12 protein-coding genes are annotated in these 26,077 nt (G+C 73.6%); 4 read left to right on the forward strand and 8 right to left on the reverse strand.

The genetic code is table 11. The features are described 5' to 3' along the window. Nucleotides 1-97: 97 nt before the first annotated feature. Both AC27LF_RS10565 and AC27LF_RS10570 read right to left on the reverse strand, forming a co-directional pair. Complete coding sequence (locus AC27LF_RS10565) at nucleotides 98-538, reverse strand: XRE family transcriptional regulator (protein ID WP_479662727.1); 441 nt, start codon at nucleotides 536-538, stop codon at nucleotides 98-100. Nucleotides 539-636: 98 nt separating this feature from the next. Beyond that, the gene (locus AC27LF_RS10570; RefSeq protein WP_479662728.1) at nucleotides 637-2,397 is read right to left on the reverse strand and encodes a serine/threonine-protein kinase; all 1,761 of its coding nucleotides are present in this window, start codon (nucleotides 2,395-2,397) and stop codon (nucleotides 637-639) included. Nucleotides 2,398-2,592: 195 nt separating this feature from the next. On the opposite strand from AC27LF_RS10570, the gene AC27LF_RS10575 reads away from it, so the two are divergent. Both AC27LF_RS10575 and AC27LF_RS10580 read left to right on the forward strand, forming a co-directional pair. Then, nucleotides 2,593-3,237 carry a P-loop nucleotide/nucleoside kinase family protein gene (locus AC27LF_RS10575; RefSeq protein ID WP_479662729.1) on the forward strand — a complete coding sequence of 215 codons (645 nt, stop codon included), beginning with the start codon at nucleotides 2,593-2,595 and terminating at the stop codon, nucleotides 3,235-3,237. A 215-nt stretch (nucleotides 3,238-3,452) separates the two neighbouring features. After that, nucleotides 3,453-6,410 (forward strand): aminotransferase, encoded by a 2,958-nt coding sequence (locus AC27LF_RS10580; protein ID WP_479662730.1) that lies wholly within the window; start codon nucleotides 3,453-3,455, stop codon nucleotides 6,408-6,410. Between the two features lie 46 nt (nucleotides 6,411-6,456). On the opposite strand, the gene AC27LF_RS10585 is transcribed toward AC27LF_RS10580, so the two are convergent. Continuing rightward, a complete protein-coding gene (locus AC27LF_RS10585; RefSeq protein ID WP_479662731.1) occupies nucleotides 6,457-7,023 on the reverse strand; it encodes a DUF6529 family protein in 567 nt (188 codons plus the stop codon). A gap of 216 nt (nucleotides 7,024-7,239) precedes the next feature. Between AC27LF_RS10585 and AC27LF_RS10590 the strand changes: the two genes are divergently transcribed. Both AC27LF_RS10590 and AC27LF_RS10595 read left to right on the forward strand, forming a co-directional pair. After that, entirely contained in the window at nucleotides 7,240-7,368 is a 129-nt protein-coding gene (locus tag AC27LF_RS10590; RefSeq protein ID WP_479662732.1) for a hypothetical protein, read from the forward strand. A gap of 115 nt (nucleotides 7,369-7,483) precedes the next feature. Further along, nucleotides 7,484-7,696, forward strand: a complete 213-nt coding sequence (locus AC27LF_RS10595) for a hypothetical protein (RefSeq protein WP_479662733.1) — start codon at nucleotides 7,484-7,486, stop codon at nucleotides 7,694-7,696. A gap of 120 nt (nucleotides 7,697-7,816) precedes the next feature. On the opposite strand, the gene AC27LF_RS10600 is transcribed toward AC27LF_RS10595, so the two are convergent. The 5 genes from AC27LF_RS10600 to AC27LF_RS10620 all read right to left on the reverse strand — a co-directional run bounded on the left by AC27LF_RS10600 (nucleotide 7,817) and on the right by AC27LF_RS10620 (nucleotide 25,383). Then, complete coding sequence (locus AC27LF_RS10600) at nucleotides 7,817-10,570, reverse strand: sialate O-acetylesterase (RefSeq protein WP_479662734.1); 2,754 nt, start codon at nucleotides 10,568-10,570, stop codon at nucleotides 7,817-7,819. A gap of 124 nt (nucleotides 10,571-10,694) precedes the next feature. After that, nucleotides 10,695-11,153, reverse strand: coding sequence for a hypothetical protein (locus tag AC27LF_RS10605; protein WP_479662735.1), 459 nt, complete (start codon nucleotides 11,151-11,153; stop codon nucleotides 10,695-10,697). 29 nt (nucleotides 11,154-11,182) lie between these two features. Next, a complete protein-coding gene (locus AC27LF_RS10610) occupies nucleotides 11,183-12,061 on the reverse strand; it encodes a TauD/TfdA dioxygenase family protein (RefSeq protein ID WP_479662736.1) in 879 nt (292 codons plus the stop codon). A 189-nt stretch (nucleotides 12,062-12,250) separates the two neighbouring features. After that, nucleotides 12,251-21,403, reverse strand: coding sequence for an amino acid adenylation domain-containing protein (locus AC27LF_RS10615; protein ID WP_479662737.1), 9,153 nt, complete (start codon nucleotides 21,401-21,403; stop codon nucleotides 12,251-12,253). Beyond that, nucleotides 21,403-25,383 (reverse strand): non-ribosomal peptide synthetase, encoded by a 3,981-nt coding sequence (locus tag AC27LF_RS10620; RefSeq protein ID WP_479662738.1) that lies wholly within the window; start codon nucleotides 25,381-25,383, stop codon nucleotides 21,403-21,405. Before AC27LF_RS10620 ends, AC27LF_RS10615 begins: the two co-directional genes overlap by 1 nt. Nucleotides 25,384-26,077 lie beyond the last annotated feature (694 nt).

Raw genomic sequence — 26,077 nt, forward strand, 5'->3', positions numbered from 1 at the left:
CAGACGCCGACATCGTTGCAACAGACGCTTGTTGTTCCCACCGCCGCGCACCGGCTGTCCCTCTTCCCCGTGGTCGCTGTGTGGCCGCCGGTCCAGGTCAGCGGTCGGTCTGGTCGCCGCCTGCGGCACTCTCACGCCGGGCGAGGACATCGATCATGTCGCTGATCGTGTTCACGCCCTCCGGGGAGAGGTTCACCGCGCGCAGCGCCACGCTGCGGACCCCGGCGTCCCGCAGGGCTCCCAGCAGTTCCAGTTCCTTGGCGATGGCCGCCCCCTGGTCGTCGTCGAAGAAGTAGGCGACCGGCACGTCGAAGAACTGGGCGAGGGCTTCGAGGTGCCGTTTGGTGGGGTTGTCCCGACGGCCCGTCCGCAACTGCCACATGTAGGTGGCGGAAAAGCTCTCCCCGGTTGCCTCCCGGCAGGCGCGGGCGACCTCCTCATGGCTGAACTGCTCGCGGTTGGGGCGCCGTACTATGCGGAACAACGCGTCGATCTTCTCCGCGAGAGTCGTCGGCGAGGACCGATCGGCATCGGTCACGTTCAGCCTCCTCTCTGCACGTCGGACCAGCCCAGGTGGAGCGGGACCCGGTCAGTTCTTCACCCTAGCTGATGCCGGGGGCGGGGGTCAGCCCGGTGTCAGGACGAGCGGGTCAGCCGGGAGGGCGCTCCCGCCGCCTGGCCGCCCTCGTCCCCCAGGGTCAGGGTGTCGGCGCCGGTCTTCGTCAGGGTGTAGACGTTGCCGCGCACACACAGCACTCCCGCCGACGGATCCGTGGGTGTGCTCGTGGCCGCTTCGAAGACCATCGTCGTCGCATGGGTCTCCGTCAGGCGCAGTGTCTCGGTGCACCCGATGTCCCGGCCGCTGCCGGCGTCGGTGATGTGGCTGACCTGTCTGCCCGCGATGTCCCCCCGGCGTGCGGTGTGCAGGGAAAGGGTCACCGACACCTGGGTGGTGCGGGAGTTGACCACGCCGTCGCCGGAGTTGCTGCCGGGGCCGGTGCCCTTCCAGGTGCCGGTCCAGGAGGCGGGCAGGACGTCCGTAGCGGTGCGGCGGGACGGCGGCGGAGAGGTGTCATGTGTGGTGTCCGTGTCGTCGCCGGTGCCGCCCGGCCGCATGAGGGCAGCGACGACCGCGACCCCGACCGCGACGACGCCTGCGACCGCGAGCACCGTGCCGCGCCGCGCCCTGCGCGGGCCGGGCACCGGGCCGGTGGTGGGCGCGGGGCGCGGATCGGTCAGGGCCGGTGGCCCCGGGTGGGAGGCGTACGCGGTCGACGGCCGGTACGACAGGGGCGTCCCGTACGGGGGCGGCGTCCCGGCCTCGCCGAACCGCGCCCCGGCCTCGCCGAAACCGGTAGGGGGCCCGAACCCTGTCGGAGGCTCGAACCCGTTCGTCGCGCCGAAACCGTTCGCCGGCCCGAAACCGGCTGTCGGGCCGAACCCGTTCGTCGGCCCGAACCCGGCTGTCGGCGCCCGGAGTTCCGGCGCGGGCGCGTGCCCTTCAAGCAGGTGCCGCAGCTCGGCCTCCCGCGCGGCGATCTCCGCGGCGAGGGTCGCGGGCAATGCCGTGGTCCAGCCGTCCCGCCCCGCGCCCAGCCGCTCCAGCAGCGCCTCCGCGGTGGGCCGGGCCTCGGGCGACTTGTGCAGGCAGGCGGCCAGCAGCGGCACGAGCGCCGACGGCACACCGTCCAGCACCGGCTCCTCGTACACGATCCGGTACAGCAGCTGTGCCGCCGACGGATCCTCACCGGGCCGCAGGAAGGGACCCGACCCGGTGGCCGCGTACACCAGCACCGCGCCCAGCGCGAAGATGTCGCCGGGCCCGGCCGAGACCCCGCCGGCCGCCTGCTCCGGGGCCATGAACCCGGGCGAGCCGATGACCCCGCCGGTCCGGGTGTGCCTGGTGTCGTCGGCGGCACGGGCGATGCCGAAATCGATCAGCAGCGGATGACGGCGGGCGAGCAGCACGTTGGACGGCTTCACGTCGCGATGGGCGAGACCCGCCCGGTGCACCGCCCGCAGTCCCTCGGCGAGTTCCGCCGCCAGGGCCCGCACGACGGGCTCGGGCAGCGGACCGTACCGCTCCACCCATTCGGTGAGGGACGGCGCGGCGATGTATTCCGTGGCCAGCCACTGGGGCCGCCGGCCCGCCGGGCTGTAGTCGACGACCGCCACCGTCCACGGCGAACGCACCTGGTCGCTGCTGGCTATCTCGCGGGCGAACCGCTCCTCGAAGGCCGGGTCCACACCGAACTCGGCCCGCACGGTCTTCAGCGCGAGCGGCCGTCCGGACGCCGTACGGGAGAGGAAGACCTGCCCCATGCCGCCGGCTCCGAGCCTCGCCAGCAGCGGGTAACCGCCGATGGCCGGCGGATCCTCAGGGTCCAGACTCTCCATGGACTGCTCCGGGCGGCACTCGTGGACACGGCAGGGCGGACCACTGCGCCCAAGCACACCTGACCCCCCGCAAGTTCGCCTCAGCTTACCCCACCATGTGACGCATTCATATGAGTTCATATCCGGGTGGGCGACCGGACGGGCCGTGGCGCCGCCGGTTCGCGAGGAGCGCCGCGCCTCCTCCATCCTGGAGCGATGGGACGACACTACGGACGGGAAACCACCCATGCCGCACTGCGGGAACACCCGATGCGCACACCGACCCTGGTGGTCGTGAGCGGCAGTCCCGGAACGGGGAAGACCACGCTCGCCCGCCGCCTCGCCCACACCCTCGGCTGCCCCGCGATCATCCGTGACGAGATCAAGCAGGGCATGGTCCTGTCCACCCCCGGCTACCGCGGCGGCGGCGACGATCCCCTCAACCGCCCGACCCTCGAAGCCTTCTTCGGCACGCTGAAGCTGCTCCTGGAGGCCCAGGTCACGCTCGTCGCCGAGGCCGCCTTCCAGGACCGGCTGTGGCGGCCGAACCTGGAACCGCTCACCGCCCTCGCCGACCTCCGCGTCGTCCTGTGCACCACGGCGGCCACCGTCGCCCACGACCGGATCGTCCAGCGCGTCCAGGACGATCCGCACCGGGCCGCCCACGCAGACCACGAACTGCTCGAAGCGATCGCCGCCGGGACACGCTCACCCGGTTCCTTCGTGCCGATCTCCCTGGACGTCCCCACGCTGACCGTGGACACCTCGGACGGCTATCGGCCGGGCCTGCCGGACATCGCCGACTTCGTCCGGACCTCCGCTCGCGACGGATCGTCCGCCGAGCCGAAGGCGGGCGGTTAGCCGCAGGGACGGTGCCGCGCGATCGAGGGCGACCCGGGCATGGGGCGCGAACAGTCGCGAGGGAATCACGCAGTGTCGCGCCCACCTGGGCATGCGCCCGATTCCGTCGTCGGCACAGTTGATTCGAGCGCTCCGATCCGCCATTGTGCTGGAAACAACTACATGGCTCGCGGAATACGCACGCCCTGCTCCGCCCACCAGCCGAGGGATCCCGCATGCAGCACGACGAGTTCCACACCATCGACTTCTTCGCCCACGGTGCGCTGCCCGCACCCCAGGTGACACCGGCCCAGGCGGCGCGCCTGGGCGCCCAGCACCTCGGCGTCGACGTGCGTGCGGAGCCGCTGGGCAGCCAGCAGGACGCCAACTTCCTGCTGCGCGCCGACGACGGGACCGCCCTGGCCATTTTGAAGATCGCCAACCCCGCCTTCGGCGCCACGGAGATCGACGCCCAGGACACCGCCGCCGACCTGATCGCCGCGGCCCACCCGGAACTGCGCATCGCCACCGTCCTGCGCCGCCCCGACGGCTCCCCGCGGCGCACGACGGTGGACACCGCGAGCGGGCCGGCCATCGCGCGGCTCCTGCGGCACCTGCCCGGCGGTGCGCTCTCCGGACCCCGGCACCTGTCGCCGAGCACGGTGGCGGCCATGGGCACGATCGGCGCGAAGATCAGCACCGCCCTGCGCGACTTCCGCCACCCGGGCCTCAAGCGCGTCCTCCAGTGGGACCCGCGGCACGCCGACCGCGTCGTCGCCCAGCTCGCGGAACACATCGCCGAGCCCGACCGGCGCGCCGCCGTCCGCTCCGCGACCGCCGACGCCTGGGCGCGGGTCCACGCGCTCGCCGCCGCGCTGCCGTCGCAGGCCGTGCACCTCGACCTCACCGACGACAATCTGATCCGCTCCCCCGACGGCCCCCTGCCCACACCCGACGGAGTCATCGACTTCGGTGACCTGACCTGGAGCTGGGCGGTCGGCGAACTCGCCGTGACGCTCTCCTCGATGCTCCACCACGACGGTGTGGAGCCCCATCATGTGCTGCCCGCCGTCCGGGCCTTCCACGCCGTCAGGCCGCTCGCCCCGGCGGAGGCGGAGGCGCTGTGGCCCCTGGTGGTCCTGCGCGCCGCCGGTCTGGTCGCCAGCGGCCGCCACCAGGCCGCCGTCGACGAGGACAACGCCTACGCCACGTCCGCACTCGACCGCGAGTGGCGCATATTCGAGCAGGCCACCCGCCTGCCGCTCGCGGTGATGGTCCACCTCGTCCAGGACGCGACCGGCCTGGCGGACGCGCCCGCGCGCACCGATGCGCCGGCGCACGTCCTGCTGCGCGGCCTCGACGCCGACACCGTCGGCCTCCTCGACCTGTCCACGGACGCCGATTCCATGGACCACGGAGCCTGGCTCGAAGCCGGCACCGTGGACCGGCTGTCGGCCGCCGCGCTCGCGGACGGAGCAGCCGCGGTGGCCACCCGGTACGCGCAGCCACGGCTCGACCGGGCTCCGGCGCTGTCGGCCCGTTCCGCCGCCACGGTGCCGACCGGCATCGACCTGTGGCTCGGCCGGCCGGTCGTGGCGCAGGCCCCCGGCGCGGGAAAGGTCCTCGCCGCGGCACCGGGCCGTGTGGAGATCGGCTACGGCCCGCGGGTGCTGACGCTGTCCTTCCCCGGCACGGTCGATCCGGTGGTCGCCGCCGGCTCGACGGTCCGGGCGGGCGGGGACCTCGCCCGTCTGCCCGCCGGCACCGCACTGCGCCTCGCGCTGCGCGACGCCGACGGCCCCGCCGTCCCTGCCTTCGTGCGCCCCGAGTACGCCGCCGGCTGGCTCGCGCTCACCGCGGACCCCGCCCCGCTCGTCGGTCTCCCCGCCGCCGGCCGTGCCGAGGACGGGGATCTGCTCGACCGGCGTGACGCCGTGTTCGCGACCGTGCAGGAGCACTACTACGCCGAGCCTCCGCGCATCGAGCGTGGCTGGCGACACCATCTGCTGTCCACCGACGGCCGCTCCTACCTCGACATCGTCAACAACGTCACCCCGCTGGGCCACGCCCACCCCCGCGTAGAGCAGGCGGTCTCCCGGCAGCTGCGGCGGCTCAACACCAACTCGCGGTTCCACTACGCCTCGGTGGTGGAGTTCACCGAACGCCTCGCCGCCCTGCTGCCCGAGCCGCTGGACACGGTGTTCCTGGTCAACTCCGGTTCCGAGGCGGTGGATCTGGGGCTGCGGCTGGCCATCGGCGCCTCCGGGCAGCACGACGTCGTCGCGCTGCGCGAGGCGTACCACGGCTGGACCTACGCCTCCGACGCGGTCTCCACCTCGCTCCAGGACAACCCGAACGCCCTGGCCACCCGTCCGAGCTGGGTGCACACCGTGGACTCGCCCAATTCCTATCGCGGCCGGCACCGCGGGGCGGACGCGGTGCGCTACGCGCCCGAGGCCGTCGCGGTGATCGACGAGCTGGCCGCCTCCGGCCGCCCGGCGGGAGCCTTCATCGGTGAGACCTTCTACGGCAACGCCGGTGGGATCGCCCTGCCCGACGGCTATCTCGCCGAGGTGTACGCGGCGGTCCGCCGGCACGGTGGCCTGGCCGTCGCCGATGAGGTCCAGGTGGGCTACGGCCGTCTTGGCCACTGGTTCTGGGGCTTCGAGCAGCAGCAGGTCGTCCCGGACATCGTCTGTGTGGCCAAGGCCATGGGCAACGGCCACCCCCTCGGCGCCGTCATCACGTCCGCGGCGATCGCCGGCCGGTACCGCGACCAGGGCTACTTCTTCTCCTCCACCGGCGGCAGCCCCGTCTCCAGCGTCGTCGGCCTCACCGTCCTGGAGACCCTGCGCGACGAGGACCTGCAAGGCAACGCGGTGCGCGTCGGCGGCCGTCTGAAGAGCCGGCTCGACGCGCTGGCCGACCGTTACGGCATCATCGGCGCCGTCCACGGCTCGGGCCTCTACCTCGGGCTCGAACTCGTCCGGGACCGCGTCACCCTGGAACCCGCCACGGAGGAGACCGCCGAACTCTGTGACCGCATGCTCGACCTCGGCGTGGTCGTACAGCCGACCGGCGACCACCTGAACATCCTGAAGATCAAGCCGCCGTTGTGCATCGACGCCGCCGCGGTGGACTTCTTCGCCGACATGCTGGACCGTGCCCTCGCCCAACTCGGCCACTCCCGCTGACTCCTCGGACACTTCCTCGCCACCCCGGTCCTGCCGTCGCGTGATGTCACAGGCCGGGGGCCCGGAAGCCGTTCAGGTACCAGAAGGCGGCGGCGTACCAGAGCAGGGCGATCGCGGTGACGAGGACGCCGCCGGCCAGTGGAAGCGCCCAGCCGGGCCAGCGGCGGTGGCGGACCACGACGACTTTGGCGACGAAGGCCCCGTACAGGAAGCAGCCGGTGAGCGAGTGCACTGCCACGCGGGTGCTGGTCAGCCGGACGCCGTAGGCGGTGATGCAGTGCCAGGCGATCGGGAGGGAGAGGAGGAACGCGGTCAGGCCGATGACGCGGTGCGTGGTGTGCACCCGGTGTGATGCGGTGCGCAGCGCGGGCAGGACGCCGTACATCCACAGGGCGAGAAACAGCTGGATCAGGGCCAGGCCGAGGAGCGCCGAGCCGAGTCGGGCCTTGAGCCCCCGGGCGCCGTAGCCGCGCTGCCCGAAGAGACTGCTCTGGTAGTCGGGGATGTGTGCCCGGCCGAACCAGTACAGGCCGGCCGTCACCGCCACCGGCAGAAGCATCCACAGGACGCCGTGGAGCCGGCGGCGGTGGGCAGGGCGAGCGGCGCCGTCCATGTGATCAGCCGTTCCGGCTGTCGGCCCTGCCGCCCTGGAGCCGGACGGCACACCAGGGGACGCGGGTCGGTCGGGGCGGTCGCGAGGCAAGGGTTTCCAACGGGCGCTCCAGTCGTCGCGGGCGGACGTCGCCACTACGTACGAAGCGTCCCCGCGGGCTCCAGTCGGCGCGCCCGCGGCTACCCGGACGGGGACAGCGGTTGCGCCGGACGGCTCATGGGAGCGGCACGGTCAGCCGACGGCGCCGACCCGGCCAGTGGGCGGTACTGGGACACCTACACCACGCGCGACCGTGTCGAGCAGATCCACCCCGAGGTCCCGGAGGCGTCGCCCATCACCCGATGACAGAAACCGGGGACTCTCCGTGGACATTCATGTACCTTGGGTAACACTTGGTGGCGGCCTGCCTCACCGACGAGCACACACGGCCGCAGGCACCCGAACGTCCGGAGGTGCGGCAATGGCCGTCTGTACCCGTTCCGAAGCCGAAGCACAGCACGACGCGGACGCCGGCCGGCCCGGCCTGTGCTCCTGGTGCAAACGCCTCGCCCAGGACATCCGGCTGATCCACGCCGTGGAGGCGGGCTCCGGCCCGTGCGCGGGCGGAAGCCGGTTCGCCTGCCGTCCGTGCCGTGAGAGCCATCGGCTGGTCCCGCTCGCCGGTCGGCCATGACACCCCGGCACCGGCACACGGCACCGCAGCAGTTTCGCGCGGTGGCGGCGCGTCCCGTGAAGACCCGCCCGTCCCCGCACCCCTAGGGGACGGGCCGTTCCCCCCTCCCGGCGGTGCGGGTCAGCCGATCGGGAGCCTGTCGAAGGCCAGCAGTCCCATCCCCGAGGCGTTGACGATCCATGCGGTGGCCGGGGTCGCGGAGACGGTGGCAGCACCGGGGTGTCCGGTGTGGGTGATCCCGGTCAGGCCCGTGCCCCGGCCCGTCAGGGCGAGGCTGAGACGGCCGGTGCCGCAGGTGACGCCGGCCACCCGCGCGGCCGTGCCGTGCAGGATGAAGTCGGCCCGGGCTCCGGCAGCGCAGCGCAGCGTCTGCGTGGCATCGGTGAGGTCGATCCGGATCCTGGTGTGTGCCGTGTCCTCCCAGGTCGCGCGCAGCGGGTTCGGCGGGCCGGCCGGTGTGGCGGGCCGGACACCGTGCAGGTCACGGAGGACCTGAAGGCTCAGCCAGTCGGCGAGTTGACGGTATCCCTGCCGGTAGGCGTAGTGGCAGCCGTCATGGCCGTCCAGTCCCATGGTGGTCATCACCGACGTACCCGGAAGGCCGGCGAAGCGGCGCTGCACCTCTTGTACGGCGGTGCTCCTGACGGCCCGGCAGTGGTTGCGGATCTGCACGACGTAGATGTGTTCGAGGCCGGTGAAGTCGGCCCGCCAGCCGGTCATGAGGGCGCGGACATGGGCATCGTGCTGGGCCGCGGTGGGGCTGCCGGACAGGCCGGTGTCCGACTCGCCCTGGTACCAGATGACGCCCCGCACCGCCCCGGTGAGGCCGCCGTCGGCGACCCGGCTCAGCAGGCGGCCGTAGTTCGTGGCCGGGTCGGCCGGGAGGTCGGCGGCGCGCCGGAAGAAGCCGGAGGGTCTGCCGCCGTCCGCGCCGTTGAGGATCGCGACCGGGATGCCGGTCCGGTCGGCCAGCACCTGCCCCAGTCGCATTCCGAGCTGCCCGATCGCACCGCGCTGCGAGGTGTGCCGGGGTTCGAAGCCCTCACCGGTGGCCCGGTACCAGCTGCGGTCGTGGACGGAGCGCACCGGGTCCGCGATGCTGTGACCGAACGTGCGCACCCAGGGCGACGCGTCCTGGGAGCCGGCGGTGCCGGCGAACCCGGCGCCCGCTGCCACCGCGTTGGACTGCCCCTCGATGAGGTACACGTCGCCCGCGACGATGTCGCTCGCGCGGCGCACGAGGGTCCGGCCGGTGGGCCGCTGCGCCCACACCTCCACCGTGTAGGAGGCGCGTTCCGCGGTGATCGGGGCGCTCAGTGAGCAGAACTCCGCGGCCGGCACCCGCCGGGTCGTCACCAGCGTGCCCTCCCGGTAGACGTCCATGTCCACGGCGGTCACATCAGGGTCGGTGACCCGGCCGCGCACCTCGACCGTCGCCGTGTTCGTGGCCCGGTCGCGGGGATACAGCTGCGCGTCGACCGGACCCGTGGTGAGGTCCACACCGGCGGGCTTCACATAGACCCGCAGATGCGGCCGGGTCCACCCGCGCGCGTTGCCGGCGAACGTCCAGTCCGGCGCACCGCCGGGTGCGGTGCCGACACCGATGTCCACACGCGTCTGCGGCAGATAGGCCCAGCCGTTGACGGCGAGCACGGTCTGCCGGTGCGTCAGGTCATGGACCTGGAAGGACCCGTAGCCGCCGGCGCCCGGAACCGGCCGGGACGCCGGGTGGGGGTTGTCCGCGATGTCCCATGCGCCGGCGCTGCCGCCGGCCGGTGCGTCGGGCGGACGTTCCCGCCCGTACTGGTTCGGCCAGAACTCCAGATATCCGGTGCTGTGGTCGGACGGAAGCACATCTGATCCCCGCACGGTGAGATCCGCGACGCGTCGCCGGGTCATTCCGGACATGGGCACGCCCAGGTTCCCCAGATCCTGGGTCCAGGCGTCCATGGCCGCGTAGGCCCATGCCGCAGTGGTGCCGTAGATGCCGTCCAGGCAGTAGGCGACACGGGAGATCGGTGTGTGAAGCGTCTCGGAGTTGTCCACGGCGTACCTCACGCCGTCCGTCCAGGACGCCGCGGTCCTCGGGATCTCCGCGTCGTACAGCAGCCGGTAGTCGGCCAGTTCGCCCACCGTCTGCTCGCATGTCGTCGCGTTCGGTGTGGCCGGCTTGACGTACACGGTCAGCGTGGCCGAGGCCAGCGTCCGCGCCGACTGGGAGAACGTCCAGTCCCGGTGGCCGGTCCGCTGGTTGCCCGTGCCGATGTCCAGGTACCGGCCCTTCTTGCGGCTCCAGCCGTTGAGCGCCAGTACGGTCTGTCCCGCGGCGGTGTTGTGCACCTGCATGGCCCCGTACCCGGAGGCGGAACCGCTCGGCCTGCCGGTTGCCGCGTTGTAGGTGCCGGGCCAGAACCTGACGTACCCGCCGTCCGCGCGTTCGACATGGGTCACATTGCTGCCCCATGTCGTCAGGGCCTTCACCGGCCGGGCGGTGGTGGTGTTCGGCACACCCAGCGTCCTGGGGTCGTCGGTGAGGGCGTCGAACGACGCGTAGGCCCACTCGTGACGGCCCGCCCGGCTCACCGTGTCCAGGCAGTAGGCCACCCGGTCCAGGTACGGCGCGCTCGGCTGTCCGTCCAGCTTCAGCGACCTGTTCAGCGCGTAGGGAACGCCGGTGCCTTTCGGCCAGTACGCCGTCCGGGGGACGTCCAGCTCGTACAGCGGGACATACCCGGAGAGTTCGTCGACCGTCGCGCAGCCGGTCGCGGCGACGTGCACCGCCGACGCCGTCGGGGCGGGGGGCGTCACGGTCGTGCCGGCCACCACGACCACCAGGGCAATGAACCGCGCGGCACCACACAGCACATCACGCATGCATATAAGACGAATGACGGGGCGCGCTATGACGCGGGGGCCGGCCGTGGCGGCCGGCCGCACCGCCGGGCCCGAAGCCTCCCCGGGCGGGAAGGCCGTCAGGCCGTGCGGCGGGTGTCTCGCCTCAGGCCGTGCGGTGGGGTGTCTCGCCGTCGCGGCCGGGAAGCGGCGAGCGCCGGGAGAAGGCCCTCGGCCGGCTGGGAGACCTGTGCGGGCCGCCGTCCCGCGCCGTCGTGGCCCGGACGACGGCCCGCAGGTGCGCTCCGGGGTGGGTGTCGGCGCAGGCCCGGCCGTCACCGGACGCGTACGCCGACGCGCGCGCGTCACCGAGCGCTTCGGCGTGGGCCTCGGCGAAGGCCCGTGCGTCGGCCTCGGTGCTCAGCCGCACGTACGCGTGGCCGTACGCGTCGGCCTCGGCCGCGGCGAACCCGTTGGCGAGCGCATAGTCGCGGACGCCGGCAGGCCCCTCGGCGCAGCCGCTCGCCCCCAGACTGGCGGCGGTGCCCCGGCCGGGCCGGCGGGGGGCGTCGGCCGGGTTGCGCAGCGCGGCGCGGAACGCCTCCGAGCCGGCTGTCGTGGTCATGGGGCACCTGCGCTTCCGTCAGGGGCCGGTCAGGCGTGCAGAGGCGTGCCGTCGATCGCCACCCGGCGGCCCTCGCGGGTGTGCGGGAAGTAGTCCCACACGGCGTGGTGCTGGACGCTGCGGTTGTCCCAGAGCACGAGGGTGCGTTCCTGCCAGCGGACCCGGCAGTGCAGCAGCGGCGTCCGGGCGATGTGCGCGTACAGCAGCCCCAGCAGGGCGTCGCTCTCGGCCCGGGACAGCTGGGTGATGTGCGAGGTGTAGGGGGCGTTGACGAACAGCAGCCTGCGGCCGGTCTCCGGGTGCCGGACGACCACGGGGTGGACGGTGCGCGGCACGTCGTACTCGGGCGGCGGGTTCTGGCCGGCCGCGGTCCACGGCAGGGCACCGTCGTGCAGGGCGGTCAGACCGTCCAGGAAACCGCGCAGGGCGGGTGAGAGCAGTTCGTAGGCGAGGTGCATGTTGGCGAAGAGGGTGTCGCCGCCGCTGCCGCCCTCGGGGATCGTGGTGATGTACAGCATCGAGCCGAGCGAGGGCGCGGCGTCGGCGGTGCCGTCGGCGTGCCAGCCGTCGCCTGCGACGGACCGGGACTCCTTGGTCGCCTTGATCTCCAGGATGTACGGGTCGGAGCCCTCGGGTGCGAGGGCGACGGGGTGCAGTGCGCCGAAGACGCCCGCGAACCTCTTGTGCTCCTCGGGGGTGATGTCCTGGTCGCGGAAGACCAGGACATGGTGGGTGTGGAAGGCGTGCTTGAGTTCCTTCTCCTGCTGGGGCGTCAGCTCCCGCGACAGGTCGAGCCCGGTGATCTCGGCGCCCAACACCGGGGTGAGGGGGGCGACGGTGATGGTGTCGTAGCATCCGGCGGGACGGGTGGTGAGCCGTTCGACGGCCCGCAGTGCGTGGTCCTCCATGAGGAACCTCCCTGGGATCGAGTGGGCGGGGGCGGAGTCACCGTCCGCGGTCGAGGAGTTCGGCGACCACGAGGCGGCCGAAGGCGAGGTTGCCGCGGATCGTGTCGCCGTCCGGGTTCGGGGAGCGCGGTGCGCCAGAAGGACCGGGCGGGCAGGCGCGGACAGGGGTGCCGCACGCGGGTCCCCTCCTCAGGGCCGTCCGGCCGGGTCCGGCACGTCGGGCGGGGCCGCCGCGAGGACGGCGGCGATGTCCCGGGCGTGGGGCTCGGTGACGAGTTCGTAGTGGTCGGCGTCGACGCGGTGGACGCGCAGCGGCCGGGGCAGACGGTCGGCCCAGTCGTCCGGTGCGGTCGGTTCCGGCGCGAGGTGTCCTTCGGCGACGGGGCGTCCGGCGAGCCACAGGGTGGTGGGTGTGGCGTCGAGGCGCGGCAGCCGGTGTTCGGCCATGGCGGCGAGGTTGGCGCGGCAGCAGCGCGCGAGGCGTTCGGCGTAGCCGCGGCCCCGCTCCGTCAGCCGTTCCGTGCCGTTGCCGCTCAGCTCGCGGGTGAAGACGGCGCGCACCTGTTCCTCGTCGTAGCCGACGAGGCGTCGCCCGGCGCCGGGCGGGGGCGGATCGAGCAGATACAGGGCGTCCACGGGACGGTTCTCGGACTCGGCCCGCGCTGCCATGGACAGGGCGGTCCAGGCGCCGAACGACCAGCCGCCGAGCCGCAGTCGCCGGTCGGGGCCGGGCAACGCGTCCCGTACGGCCGACAGATAGCGTTCGGCGCGGTCGCTGATCGACCAGGAGGGCAGCGTCGGGTCGCGCAGCGCCGGGTCGGCGATCAGACAGACCGTCAGGTCGCCCGGCAGGGCCGCCGCCAGGGGGCGGTAGCACTGGATGTCGCCGCCGACCGGGTGCACCAGGCACAGCACGTCCCGGCCCGCGCCGGGCTGCCACACCTCCACGTCCACGGCGTGCGACGGCCGGGTGCCGGTGCCGAGGTGGCCGAGGATCTCGGCGAGACTCACCCGGTGGCTGAGGCGGGACAGTTCGATGTCGGCGCCGAGACGGCGCTTGATCTCGTCGAGGAGTTCCAGGAGGGTCAGCGAGTCGGCGCCCAGGTCGTACAGTGCGGCCCGCGGATCGATGGTGTCCACGCCGAGCAGGTCGAGCAGGATGCCGGTGAGTTCGGCGGCGGGGTCGGCGACCGCGGGGACCGGGCGCGTCTCGGCTGCCGGTCGGTGGTCGGCCACGGGGACCCAGCGGGTCTCGGACGCCGGGCAGGTCTCGGACGCCTGGCGGGTCTCGGACGCCGGTTCGTAGTGGGCCCGTGCGGTGGTCAGGTCCGTGGTGCTGACCAGCAGGTGCGGCAGTTGCAGGTGCAGGGCACGCTCGAACACGGCCGTGCCCTCCGCGGGCGTGAGCGCGACCGCCAGGTGTGCCTGGTGACGGGCGTCGCCGCGCAGCGCGTCCGTCGCCATGCCGACGTCCCGCCACGCGTCCCAGCCGACGCTCGTACGCACGGTGGTGTCGCCGCCCGGGGACGCGTAGTGGGCGTAGGCGTCCAGGCAGGCGTTGGCCGCCGCGTAGTCGAACTGGCCGAGTCCGCCGAACCGGGCGGCCATCGACGAGCAGTAGAGCGCGTAGTCGGGGTGGTGCCGGGCGATGAGGACTTCCATGAGCAGGGCGGCGCGCAGCTTGGCCGCCGTGCCGCGGCGGGCGGTGCCGGGCTCACGCCGGGCGAGCAGGCCGCCGGCGCCGGTTCCGGCGGCGTGGACGATGCCGGTCAGAGCGCCCAGGTGCGGGGCCAGCCGGTCCGCGACCGCCTCCGGTTCCTCGGTGGCGAGGTCGGCGGGGACCAGGGTGACGCGGTCGGTGAACGCCGTGAGCGCGGCCGGCGCGTCGGTGCCGCGCGCGACGAGCACGACGCGGTTGCCGGGGTGTGCCAGCAGGTGTGCGGCCAGGGTGCTGCCGATGCCGCCGGTGCCGCCGAGCACGAGGTGGGTGCCCGTGGCGGCCGGGCGGAGCGGGTCCGCGACGGTGTGCGGCGCCCGGACGGGCTGGGTCGTGCGGTGCCACCAGAACCCGTCGCGCAGCGCCGTCGCCGTCACCGCCCGGGCAAGGCCGGTGTCGAGGAGCAGATCCGGCAGTCGGGCCGCCCAGTCGGCGGGCCGGGGCCCGGGCAGGTCGGCCCAGCGCAGGGACACACCCAGTTCCTGCCGGGGTACGTCGAGGGCCGCGGCGAGCAGGCCGGCCTCGGGGGTGCGGACGGCGCCGGTGACCGGCTGCGCCTGGTGGGACAGCAGCCAGGCGCGCGGCCGTCGGCCTTCGGGGACGTCGGCGAGTGCCCGGGCGAGCGCGGCGACGGTGTCGAGGCAGGCCCATCGGGCCGCCTCCAGGGCCGAGGTGCGCGGGCGGCCGTCCAGGGCGAGCGGCAGCGCGTGCAGCCAGTCCACGTCGGGTGCGGCGGGGCCGGTGACGCGGGCGAGCAGGGCGGCGAGGTGCGCGGGCTCGGCCGGGTCGGCCTCGTAGCGGTCCTCGTCGAGGCGGACGAGGCGGTCACCGGCGCGCACGGTCACGACGCGGGCGTAGTGCGGTGCGAGGGACCGCCACGACTCGTCGTCCGAGTCGGGTGCGGTGACCACCACAGCGGTGCGGCGGGGTGTGCGGGCGGTGACGCGGGCGCGGCGCAGCCGCGTCCACAGCGGCTGGTGCAGCCAGTGGGCCGCGGGCAGCCGGACCCCGGCCTCGGACCCGGATGCTTCGTCCGGTCCGCCCGCCGACGGGACGGAGTCAGGCCGGTGGGGTGCGCGCGGGAAGTCGTACTCGGCCGTCTCGAAGGCGGGCGGCGGGAAGTCCCAGGGTGCGCCGGCGGGGCCCGCGGGCCATACGAGGTCCTGTCCTGCCGTCCATGCCGCGGCGAGGGCCTGCGCGTCGAGGCCGTCGACGGGCAGCGGCGGGGTGGCGGACGGTGGTGCGGCGGTCGTCGTCAAGGAGCGCAGCCAGACGGCGGCGGACGCCGCGTCCGGGCAGACGGCCGCCGCCCGGTGGCCGAGCGCGGGCCGGCCGGCCTGGAGGTGGCGCAGCACCCGCGGATAGGCGTCGGGGTGTGCGTCCAGGTAGTCGGCGACGCGGCGGGCGTCGGCGTGTACGGCGGCTGGGGAACCGCCCGACAGCGTCAGGCAGGGCACCGTCTCCGGCATGGGCGGGGTCCGCGTGTCCGGCGGCCGTTCCAGCAGCACATGGGCGTTGGTGCCGCCGATGCCGAAGCTGCTCACGGCGGCCACCCTCGCCACGTTTGCCGGCCAGGGCTCGGCGGCGACCGGTACGCGGAACGGGCCGTCGTCGATCTCGGGGTTGAGCCGGTCGAAGTCGGCGGTGGGCGGGACGACCCCGTGGTGCACGGCGAGCACGGCCCGTACCAGGCCGACCACACCGGCGGCGGCGCCGAGGTGTCCGATCTGGCTCTTCACCGACGACAGCGGTACACGGGCGTCGTCCGCCAGTTCGTAGGCCTGGCGCAACGCGGCGGCCTCCACGGGGTCGCCGAGCCGGGTGCCGGTGCCGTGTGCCTCGATGTAGCCGAGGTCGGTGGCGTGACGACCGCTGCGTATCAGGGCGGCCCGGATGGCGGCCCGCTGTCCGGCGAGGGCGGGGGCGCTGTAACCGAGCTTGCCTGAGCCGTCGTTGTTGACGCCCGAGCCGGTGAGGACGGCGTACACGGTGTCGCCGTCGCGGCGGGCGGCACAGAGCGGTTTGAGGACGACGACGCCGGTGCCGCTGGCCGCGACGGTGCCCTCGGCGTCCGCGCTGAAGGGCCGGCAGTGTCCGTCCGGCGAGAAGATGTGCTGCGGCCGGTAGGTGTAGCCGTCGGTCAGTTCGGTGTCGACGAGGACCCCGCCGACGAGCATCACGTCGGCATCGCCCTGCCGCAGCATCCCGGCGGCGACGTGCACGCCGACGAGGGAACTGGAGCACGCCGACTGGAGGGTGAACGCCGGGCCCGTCAGTCCCAGGTGGTAGGCGGCCTTGGTGGCGAGGAAGTCCTTCTCGTGGTGCTGGGCGAGGCGGAAGGCGTCGGGCAGGGCGTCCGGGTCGCCCTCGCGCAGCATGCGCTGGAAGTAGGTGTTCTCGCCGCAGGAGGCGATGATCCCCACCCGCCGGGTGCCTGGGTCGCCGAGACCGGCGTGGGCGAGCGCTTCGACGCAGTTCATCAGCAGGTGGCGTTGCTGGGGATCCATCAGCCGGGCCTCGTGCGGGCTGATCCTGAACCGGCCGGGGTCGAAGTCGAGCAGGCCCGCCAGCTGGCTGCGGGCGCCGGTGCGGCCGTCGGTCGTGGGAAAGTGCTCGATGCCCCGGCGGCCGGTGGTGACCAGCTCCCAGAAGGCGGCCAGGTCGGGCGCGCCGGGCAGCCGCACGGCCATTCCGACGACGGCGACGGGGTCGTCGGCGGCGGGTTCGGCCGCTCGCGCCGCGGCGTTCGCACGGGCCGGGGCGGCGGTGGTGGACCCGTCCGTGATGACCCGGGCCAGCGCGCGGAGGCTGACGTGCTCGAACAGGTCGGGGACGGTGAAGGGGAGGTCGCCCTCCGCCGCGCATCGCAGATGGAAGCGCATCAGGTCCAGGCTGGTCGCCCCGGCGTCGAAGAACCGCTGGTCCACGCCGGCCGTCCTGCCGGTCGCCGTCTCGAACAGGCCGGCAAGGCGTCGTTCGAGGGGCGTAAGCGTGCCGGACGTCGCGGCGGCCGGCAGCAGGTCCCGGCCCGGTGCGGTGAGCGCCGCCCGGCGGTCCAGCTTGCCGCTCGGTGTGCGGGGCAGGGCGGCGAGCAGGCGGAAGCGGGCGACGCGTACATACGCCGGGAGCAGGCCGGCGAGGTGTGCGGCGAGGCCGGCCGGGTCGGGGTCCTCGCCCCGGCACTGGAGGACGGCCAGCAGCCGGCCCTCCGCCACGGCGGCGACGGCGCCCGTCACCCCGGGGTACTGGAGCAGTGCGGCCTCGACCTGTCCCAACTCCAGCCGGTGACCGCCGATTTTGACCTGTCCGTCGTCGCGGCCCGCGTAGTGCAGCAGGCCCCGCCGGTCGAAGTGGGCCCGGTCGCCGGTGCGGTAGAAGGTGCCGAGGTCCGGGTCCTCGACGAACCGGTCGTGGTGTGCGCCGTCGTCGCCGACGTAGCAGCGTGTGGCCATCGGGCCGCCGATGAGCAGGTCGCCGGTGACCCCGGCCGGGGCGGGGAGGCCGGCCTCGTCGACCACGCGGAGCACGGCCCCCGCCACCGGGCGTCCGATCGCGGGGCGGACCGGCCAGTGGGCGGGGTCCCCTTCGAGGCACAGGCCGCTGACGACGTGGGTCTCGGTCGGGCCGTAGTGGTTGAACAGCCGGGCGCCGGAAAGCCCGGCGAACCAGCGGCGGATGGCGTCGGTGCACACCAGTTGCTCGCCGGCGGTCACGACGTCACGCAGCCGGGACGGGAACCGCCCGAGGCGCACGCCGTGTTCGGCGAGCAGGTGCAGGGCCACGTACGGCAGGAAGATCCGTTCCACCGACCCGTTCTCCAACTGTTCCAGCAGGGCCGGCATGTCCTGCCGCCAGGCCGGTTTCACCAGGCGCAGCTCGCCGCCGGAGCACAGGGTGGTCAGGATCTCCTGGAAGGAGACGTCGAAGGACAGCATGGAGAACTGCTGGGTGACGGCGGGCCCGCGCAGTGCGCCCTCGGCGCGCTGCCAGGTCAGCAGGTTGCACAGGGTACGGTCGGGGACCCGGACGCCCTTGGGCGTGCCGGTGGAGCCGGAGGTGAACAGGGTGTACAGCGGGCGCAGCCCCGCATGCCGGTGGGGTACGCGGGCGGCCCGGGGGGTGTCGGTGCGGGTGACCGTGTGCCGTGGCAGGTGGGGCGGTGCGATGGTGTCGAGGGCGTCGGTGTCCTCGGGTGCCACCACGACGCACAGCGGATCGGCCTGGTCGAGCACGTGCCGCAGCAGGGCCGGCGGATAGGCGGGGTCGAGGGGGACGACGGTCAGGTTGAGCCGGGCCGCCGCGAGCAGGGCGACGATGTGTTCGACGGAGGGCTGGAGGTAGAGGGCGACGGCCGCCGGCGCGGCGGGGTCGGCCGGCCGGTGGACGCTGAGGACGGAGGCGAACTCGTCGGCCTGTGCGTCGAGTTCGGCGTAGGTGAGGGTGGTTTCCTCGACGGTGACGGCGGGCGCCCTGGGGCTGCGGGCGACCTGGCGGGCGAATCCGTCGGCCACGGTGGCGAAGTCCGGCTCCGGCTCGGCTCCGCGGCCGGCGCCGGCCGTCGTACGGCGGTAGGGGGCGACCAGTTCACGCAGGGTGATCCCGGTGTCGGCGCTCAGATGGTCGAGGGTGTCGCAAAAGAGCCGGGCGGCGGCCTCGGCCCGCTCGGTGCCGATGTCGTCGCGGTACTCCCACAGGCAGTCGAAGCCGGATTCGTGCTCGATCACCGACAGGGTGAGGGCGCACTTGGCGCCCGTCGGCTGTGGCCAGTACGGCCGGACCTCGCAGCCGTCCAGGCGCAGCCGGGAGAACTCGGTGTTCTCCAGCACGAACAGGTAGTCGAACAGGGGGGTGCGGTCGTGGAAGGCCGGGTCGGCGAGGACGTCGGCGAGGGCGACCTCCTGTCCTTCCAGGACGGCGCGTACGGTGTCGGCGTGCTCGGCGAGTTGGGCGTTCAGGGTGTCGTGCGGCCGGGCGGTCAGGTCGAGGAGCACGGTGTTGGCGAACATGCCGACCGCTTCGGCGAACTCGGGGCGCAGGCGGCCTGCGACCGGGGTGGCGACCAGCGGGCGGGTCTGTCCCGTCACCGCGTACAGGGCCGCGGTGAACGCGGACACCAGCAGTTGGAACCGTGTCAGGCCGGTGGCCGCAGCGCGCCGGTCCAGGGCGGTGCGGCGGACCAGGTCGAGGGAGGTGCGCAGCAGCCTCGCCCGCGGTGGGCCCGTGCGCTCGACGGCGGGCAGGGCGGGTGAGTGCGGTGTGCCGCCGCCGTAGTGGGCGAGCAGCCGCGTGCGGCGGCGTGCGTAGCCGTCGCTGGTGTGCCAGTCGCGTCGCCAGCGTGCGAAGTCGAGGGGTGTGGTGTCCGGTGCCGGACGGTTGCCGGTCCCCGCGTATGCCTCGCTGAGGTCGCGCAGGAGCAGGTTGAGGGACCAGCCGTCCACGGCCACGTGGTGCAGATGGAGGAGCAGGAGACCGCCGTCGGCCCGTGCGGCCCAGGCGGCGCGGAGCATCCGGGGCTCGGTGAGGTCGAAGCGGTGGGCGAAGAAACGGTCGGCGGTGTCCTGCCACCGCTCCCCCGGCCGGCCGTCGAGCGGTCGCCAGGGGTCGTAGGGCTCTTCGACGCGCTGGAGCAGCCCGTGCGCGGCGGGGATGAGCCGGGTGCGCAGGGCGGGGTGCCGCTCCACCAGGGAGCGCACCGCGCGGTGCAGCGCTTCCGGGTCGGCGCGGCCCTTGATCCGGAAGACGAGCGGCACGTCGTAGGAGCGGTCGTGCGGGTCTCGTGCGTGCAGCAGCCAGAGGCGTTCCTGCTCGCCGGTGGCCGGTGCGATCGGCTCGCCCGCCTGGGGCGGCACCGGCGGGTGCTCGCCCGCGGCGGGTCGCGGGGCGTGGACCGCGTCCGCGAGGGCGGCGAAGTCGACGCGCAGCACCAGGTCCTGGGGCAGGTCCACGGCGAAGCGGTTGAGGATTTCGAAGCGGAACCGCAGCGCCTGCAGTGAGTCGCCGCCGCTTGCGGCCCAGCGGTCGCCCGGGCGCAGCCCGCGGACGCCGAGGATCTTCTCGGCGACGTCCAGCACCGGCCGCTGCTCGGCGCCGATGTGTGCGGCGCCCGTCCGGGTGCCCCGCCACGGTGTTCCCGCGGCGCCGAGCAGGGCGGCCCGGTCGACCTTTCCGTTGCCGGTCAGCGGGAACGCTTTGACGAGGTAGGTGTGGTGGGGGCGCAGATACGGCGGCAGGGCGGTGGTGAGGTGGCGTTCGTAGGCGTCGAAGGCGAGGCCGTCACCGGGGACGAGGAAGGCCAGCAGTTCGTTGCGGTCCGCCGCGTCGCGCCGGGTGCACACGTATGCCTGGCGGACGGCGGGCAGGGCGAGGAGCTGCCGTTCGACCTCGCCGGGTTCGATGCGGAAGCCGCGCACCTTGACCTGCCGGTCGGCCCGGCCGACGTAGGTCACGCGTCCCTGCGCGTCGCCGCGCACGAGGTCGCCGGTGCGGTACCAGCGGCGGGTGGCACCGCTTGCGTCCGGCAGTTCGACGAAGCTGCGCGCCGTCTGCTCCGGCAGGTTGCGGTAGCCGCGGGCCAACGCCGGTCCGGACAGCAGCAGTTCGGCCAGTTCGCCCGGCTCCGCGATGCGGCCGTCCTGGGTGCGCAGCAGCAGGCCGGTGCCGGGCAGTGCGGTGCCGATCGGTACGGAGTCGCCGTCGAAGTCCCGTGGGATGGGGTGGCACAGGGCGAACGTCGTCGCCTCCGTCGGCCCGTACACGTTGTGCAGGACCGTGCCCGCGTCGGGGTTGGCCGCGTACCAGCGGCGTATCACCCCCGCGTCGAGGCGTTCGCCGCCGACGAGGACCTGGGCGGCGTCGGCGAAGCAGTGGGGCGCCTGCTCGACGACCGCGTTGAACAGGGCCACGGTGATGAACAGGGTGTCCACGCGGCGCTCGCGCAGTGCGGCCGTGAGCCGGTGCGGGCTGTGCACCTGGGTGTCGTCGAGTACGACGCAGACGCCGCCGGTCAGCAGCGGGGTCCACACCTCGAAGCTGAGGGCGTCGAAGGCCGGGTTGGCCAGGCAGGCGTAGCGGCTGCCCGGTTTCAGGTCGATGTAGCCGGGGCGGGCCAGTCGCAGCACGCCGGTGTCGGTGACCTCGACGCCCTTGGGGCGGCCCGTGCTGCCGGAGGTGTAGAAGACGAAGCTGGCCCCCGTGGTGTCGTGGTGCGCCGGTGCGGGCCCGGCGGCCGGCTCCGGGGACAGGAGCTGGTCGACGTGGAGTCCGCCGGGGTGGGTGCTGTGTCCGTCGTGGACCACGCTCACGGCTCCGGAGTCCTCAAGGATGTGCCGCTGCCTCTCGTGCGGGCTGAGCCGGTCGAGGGGGACGACGGTGGCGCCGGCCCGCCGGATGCCGAGCAGTACGCACACCAGCTGCCAGGAGCGGGGCAGGCAGACGGCGACGGCCTGGCCGGGGCCCGCTCCGCGGCGGCGCAGCCGCGCGGCGACCCGGCCGCTGAGCCGGTCGAGTTCCGCGTAGCCCAGGACCCGCCCGCCGTCCTCGACGGCGGGGGCCGTGGGTGTGCGGCGGGCCCGGTCGAGCACGGCCTCGGCGAGCGAGGCGGACGCCGGGAACGCAGGGGTGTCCATCACGCCTCACCCACCGGCGCGGCGACGGCGTCCGGCCGCGGTGTCAGCCGTGGGTCGTGGTGGGCGAGTTCGGCGGCCAGCAGCGCGGCGACCCGGGCGCCTGTGGCGCCTTCCAGGATCTCCCAGTGGTCGCAGTCCATCGTCTCGACCCGGTACTCGCCCTGTGCGCGGCGTCGCCAGAACGCGCGGACCTGGGCGTGGAAGGGGGTGTCGGTGCCCTCCGGCACGGCCTGGGCGAGGACGAGGCGGGCCGGGGAGACGGCCGGCACATGGTCCCGGGCGGTGAGCCTGTTGTGGTTGTACAGGCGGAAGTAGCGGTCCACCTGGGCGTCGTCGATGCCGGGGTACATGCCGTTGAACCTGACAAGTTTCTCGCGGAACTCGGCCGCGTCGACGGCGGTGATCGCTTCTCGGGCCGCGGCGTCGTCGGTGGCCTGTGTGTCGAGCAGGACGACACTGATGTCACCGCGTCCGGCGCGGCCGAGCAGGCGGCCCATCTCGTGGGCGACGAGCCCGCCGTAGGACAGGCCGGTCAGCACGAGCGGTCCCTCGCCGAGCGGTTGGAGCAGGCGCAGATATTCCTCGGCCATGGCCTCGACCGTGGGCAGGACGTGCTCCCCGGGGTTCACACCCGGGGACTGGATGCCGTACAGACCGGTGTGTTCGGGCAGGTGGGCGGCCAGCGGCAGATAGCAGAAGGCGGTGCCTCCGGCGGGGTGCACGCAGATCACCCGGGGGCCGGTGCCCCGGCGGAACTCGATCAGGCTGCCCGGCGCGCGGTGGGTGCCGTCCTCGCGCAGCAGCGCGGCGAGCGATTCGATGGTGGGACGCATCATCACCTCGGCGACCGGCAGCCGGCGCCCGAAGGTCTCGCTGACGTGGTGGGCCATCTTGATGGCGGACAGCGACGTGCCGCCGATGGCGAAGAAGTCGTCGCCGACCCCGATGGCGGGATGCAGCAGGACGCGCTGCCATATCCGGTACAGGGCGTGTTCGACGTGGTCGCGTGGGCTGGCGGTGTTGACCTGGTCGGGCGTCTGTTCGTGGGCGAGCCGCACCAGTGCGGGGCGGTCGAGTTTGCCGTTGCGGTTCAGCGGGAGGTCCGCAAGGTCCAGGACCACGGCGGGGATCATGTGGTCGGGCAGGGTGCGGGCGAGCGCGGTGCGCCAGTCGTCGCGCGGCGGCGCGGTCCCCCTGCCGACGCCGGCGATCAGCCGTGGCCGGCCGGCCGGGTCGTGGTCGGCGAGGACGACGGCCTCGCGGACGCCCGGCAGGCGCAGCAACGCCGCCTCGATCTCGGCGGGTTCGATCCGGAAGCCGCGGAGCTTGATCTGGTCGTCGGCGCGTCCCGCGTAGTGGGCCTGGCCGTCGTCGTCCCAGCGGGCGAGGTCGCCGGTGCGGTAGACGCGGGCGCCGGGCACGAACGGGTCGGGCAGGAAGCGTTCCCCGGTGAGGTCGGGGCGGTTCAGGTAGCCGCGGGCCAGACAGGCGCCGCTGAGGTAGACCTCGCCCACGACGCCGGGCGGCACCGGCTGCATCCGGGCGTCGAGCACATAGCAGCGGGTGCCGGGCAGCGGCCGGCCGATGGGGCAGGGGCGCTCCAGCGGGCGGGGCCGGTAGTAGGCGGTGCTGTACAGCGTCGCCTCGGTGGGGCCGTACCCGAAGCAGACGCGCAGGCCCGGCAGGTGCTCTGTCATGCGGTGCAGTGCGGCCTCGGTCAGCGACTCGACGCCGGTCAGCAGCTTGCGCAGGGGCAGGCCGCGCAGGCGCGTGGCGGGATCCTCGTCGATCCACCGGACGTAGGCGGGCGGCAGGAAAGCCTGTGTCACCCGGTGTTCGCGCATCCACTCCAGCAGGGCGTCCGGGTCGGCGCGCAGTTCCTCGGGGACGATGTGCAGTTCGCCGCCGGTGGTCAGGGGCAGCAGCAGTTCGTGGACGGAGGCGTCGAAGGCGATGCTCGACCAGGCCGAGCCGACCTCGCCCACGGCGGTGCCCATCCGGTCGTGCCAGGCCGTGAAGAGGTTGAGGACGCTGCGGTGCTCGACGGCGACGCCCTTGGGCCGTCCCGTGGACCCGGACGTGAAGATCACGTACGCGATCCGGTCCGGGGCGCGGCCGACGCCGGACGGCGGCCGGTCCTGCGTCGCGCCCTCGGCCGTCACGGCGTTCAGGTCCAGCCATGGCTCGGGGCGCTCCCCGGCGGCGTGGTCGCTGAGGACGACGGGGCAGCGGGCGTCCTCGACCATGGCGGCGAGGCGGGCGAGGGGCTGTCCGGGGTCGAGCGGGAGATAACCGGCCCCCGCCTTGAGGATGCCCAGGATGCCGACCACCAGGTCATGGGTCCGTCGCGCGTGCAGTCCCACCACATCACCGGGACGCACACGGCGGGCGGCGAGGGCGTGCGCGAGCCGGTTGGCGCGCCGGTCGAGGGTCGCGTAGTCCATCGCGTGGGCGTCGTCGACGACGGCCGTACGGGCGGGGTGCTCGCGGGCGCGGGCCTCGAAGAGCTCGGTGATTCCCGTGGCCGTGCGCAGGGCCGTCGCCATCGGGTCGCCCGGTGTGGCCTCGTCCGGGTGCTGTGCCGCGTCCCCCTGGCCGATCAGTCGTAGGCGCTCCGGCGCCGTCATCAGCTCCAGGGTGCGGATGTCGCGGTCCGGGTGCCGGGCCATGTCGGTGAGCAGGTGGCGCAGGTGTCCGGCCCAGCGCTCGACGGTGGTGGTGTCGAACAGGGCGGTCGCGTGGTCGAGGTGTCCGGTCAGGCGTCCCCGGGACTCGGTCACCGACAGGGCGAGGTCGAACTTGGCCGGGGCGTGCGCGATCGGCAGCGGCTTCGCCGTCACCCCGGGCAGCCGCAGCAGGTCGTGCCGGTCCGGAACCCACGCCAGCATGGTCTGGAACAGCGGGGTGCGGGAGGCGCTGCGCGGCGGGTTCACCAGCTCGACGATGCGTTCGAAGGGCACGTCCTGGTGGTCGAGTGCGGCACGGACGACGGCACGGGTACGGGCCAGCGCCTCGGCCGCGGTGGGGGTACCGCCCAGATCGATGCGCAGCGGCAGGGAGTTGACGAGGAAGCCGATGAGGCCGGCGGCACCGGGTCCGCGCCGGCCGGCGACGGGGCTTCCGACAACGATGTCGTCCTGCCCGGACAGCCGGGACAGCAGGGCGGCCCAGCCGGTCAGCACGGCGACGAACAGGGTGGCCCCCCGGGACCGGGCGAGGTCGCGGAGCGCGGCCGTGACATCGGCGTCGAGGGTGAACTCGACGCGCCCGCCCGCATAGCGCTGTTCCGCCGGGCGCGGTCCCCGGGTGGGCAGTTCCAGGGCGGGCGGCGCATCACCGAGCACGCGTTTCCAGTAGTCCTCCTGGGCGGCGAGGGCGCCGCCGAGAACGGCCTCGCGCTGACGCCGCGCGTGGTCCGCGTACTGCGCCCCGAGTTCCGGCAGTCCGGCCGTGGTGTGTGTCACCGACGCCGTGTAGAGGAGGGAGACCTCCTTCATCATCACGTTCATCGAGGCGCCGTCGTAGATGCTGTGGTGGAACGTCAGCAGCAGCACATGGCGCTCGGCGTCCAGCGCGATCAGCCGGCCGCGCCCGAGCGGTCCGGCCGCCAGGTCGAACGGCCGCTCCGCCTCCGCCCGTTGGCGCTCGGCCACGCGCTCGTCGGGGTCGGTGTGCGCGCTCAGGTCCTCGATGTCGAGGGCGAACCCGGCTCCGGGCGGGTCGATGTGCTGGCTGACGCCGCCCGCCTCGGCCACCAGCCGTGTCCGCAGGCTCTCGTGACGGTCGGTCAGCGAGTCGAAGGCACGCGCCAGGGCGTTCCGGTCGAGCGGGCCGGTGAGCGTGAAGGCGAGGGTTTCGTTGTATGCGGCGCTCGCGCCCGGGAGTTGGGCGAGGAACCACAGTCGCTGCTGGGCGAAGGAGGCTGGGCGGACAACGGGCCCAGCTGCGGGGACGGGGTGGGGCGTGTTCTGCACCGGCAAGGCCTGGCCTCCTATGGGGGGTGGGACCGGGGGCGGTACGAAGGCGCGGCGAATGACGGCACCGTGCGGAGTGCCGAATTCGGGGGAAATCAGGGAAGGCAGGGATAGCGGCAAAGCAGGGTGTCTCGGATGAATTCGGGGAGACGTCGTTCGACGGGTGAGATGTGCCGGAGAGTGCGATGTATGTACCTGGTCACAGTGATGCACTGGTCATGTGGAGTTGCCAAGGGGACTCCGTGACACACCTGTGATGGTCAGCCAGACCCCGAGGGCCTGTCAACACCCCACCTTTGTCGGTGAGTTGACAAAAGCACACGGAATCGCGCGGCCCGGACACCACCCGCGCCGGCGGGTGTGGATCGCCATGGCACTGGCCCGGCAGACGGATCCGCTGCTGCGCGACGAGCCGTACGGGTCCTGTACGGCATGGACAGCCGCGTCATCGAGGACGCCCTCTCCGGCACACCCCTCGTCCTGCCCATCGGCCGTCACCACGCACCCCGCGTACATTTTCTGCCGCGCCGACCTGCTGTGACGGCACGGCGAGCGGGAACCGGCGGCCTGCCACCGCGGTGACCCGGTGACGGGCGAGCGCGGGGGCGGACGACGCCACGCGCCGCGCCCCGCCCGCAGCCCCGGGTGCCGTCCGACGGGTTCGGCCCGTGCGGCATTCTGGGGGTGGGTCATGTCGTGA

This window comes from Streptomyces diversicolor, from assembly GCF_057537855.1.

Coding starts and splice junctions, on each gene's coding strand:
- AC27LF_RS10570 (WP_479662728.1), bottom strand. CDS start 2,397: ATGGAGAGTCTGGACCCTGAGGATCCGCCGGCCATCGGCGGTTACCCG.
- AC27LF_RS10575 (WP_479662729.1), top strand. CDS start 2,593: ATGGGACGACACTACGGACGGGAAACCACCCATGCCGCACTGCGGGAA.
- AC27LF_RS10580 (WP_479662730.1), top strand. CDS start 3,453: ATGCAGCACGACGAGTTCCACACCATCGACTTCTTCGCCCACGGTGCG.
- AC27LF_RS10585 (WP_479662731.1), bottom strand. CDS start 7,023: ATGGACGGCGCCGCTCGCCCTGCCCACCGCCGCCGGCTCCACGGCGTC.
- AC27LF_RS10590 (WP_479662732.1), top strand. CDS start 7,240: ATGGGAGCGGCACGGTCAGCCGACGGCGCCGACCCGGCCAGTGGGCGG.
- AC27LF_RS10595 (WP_479662733.1), top strand. CDS start 7,484: ATGGCCGTCTGTACCCGTTCCGAAGCCGAAGCACAGCACGACGCGGAC.
- AC27LF_RS10600 (WP_479662734.1), bottom strand. CDS start 10,570: ATGCGTGATGTGCTGTGTGGTGCCGCGCGGTTCATTGCCCTGGTGGTC.
- AC27LF_RS10605 (WP_479662735.1), bottom strand. CDS start 11,153: ATGACCACGACAGCCGGCTCGGAGGCGTTCCGCGCCGCGCTGCGCAAC.
- AC27LF_RS10610 (WP_479662736.1), bottom strand. CDS start 12,061: ATGGAGGACCACGCACTGCGGGCCGTCGAACGGCTCACCACCCGTCCC.
- AC27LF_RS10615 (WP_479662737.1), bottom strand. CDS start 21,403: ATGGACACCCCTGCGTTCCCGGCGTCCGCCTCGCTCGCCGAGGCCGTG.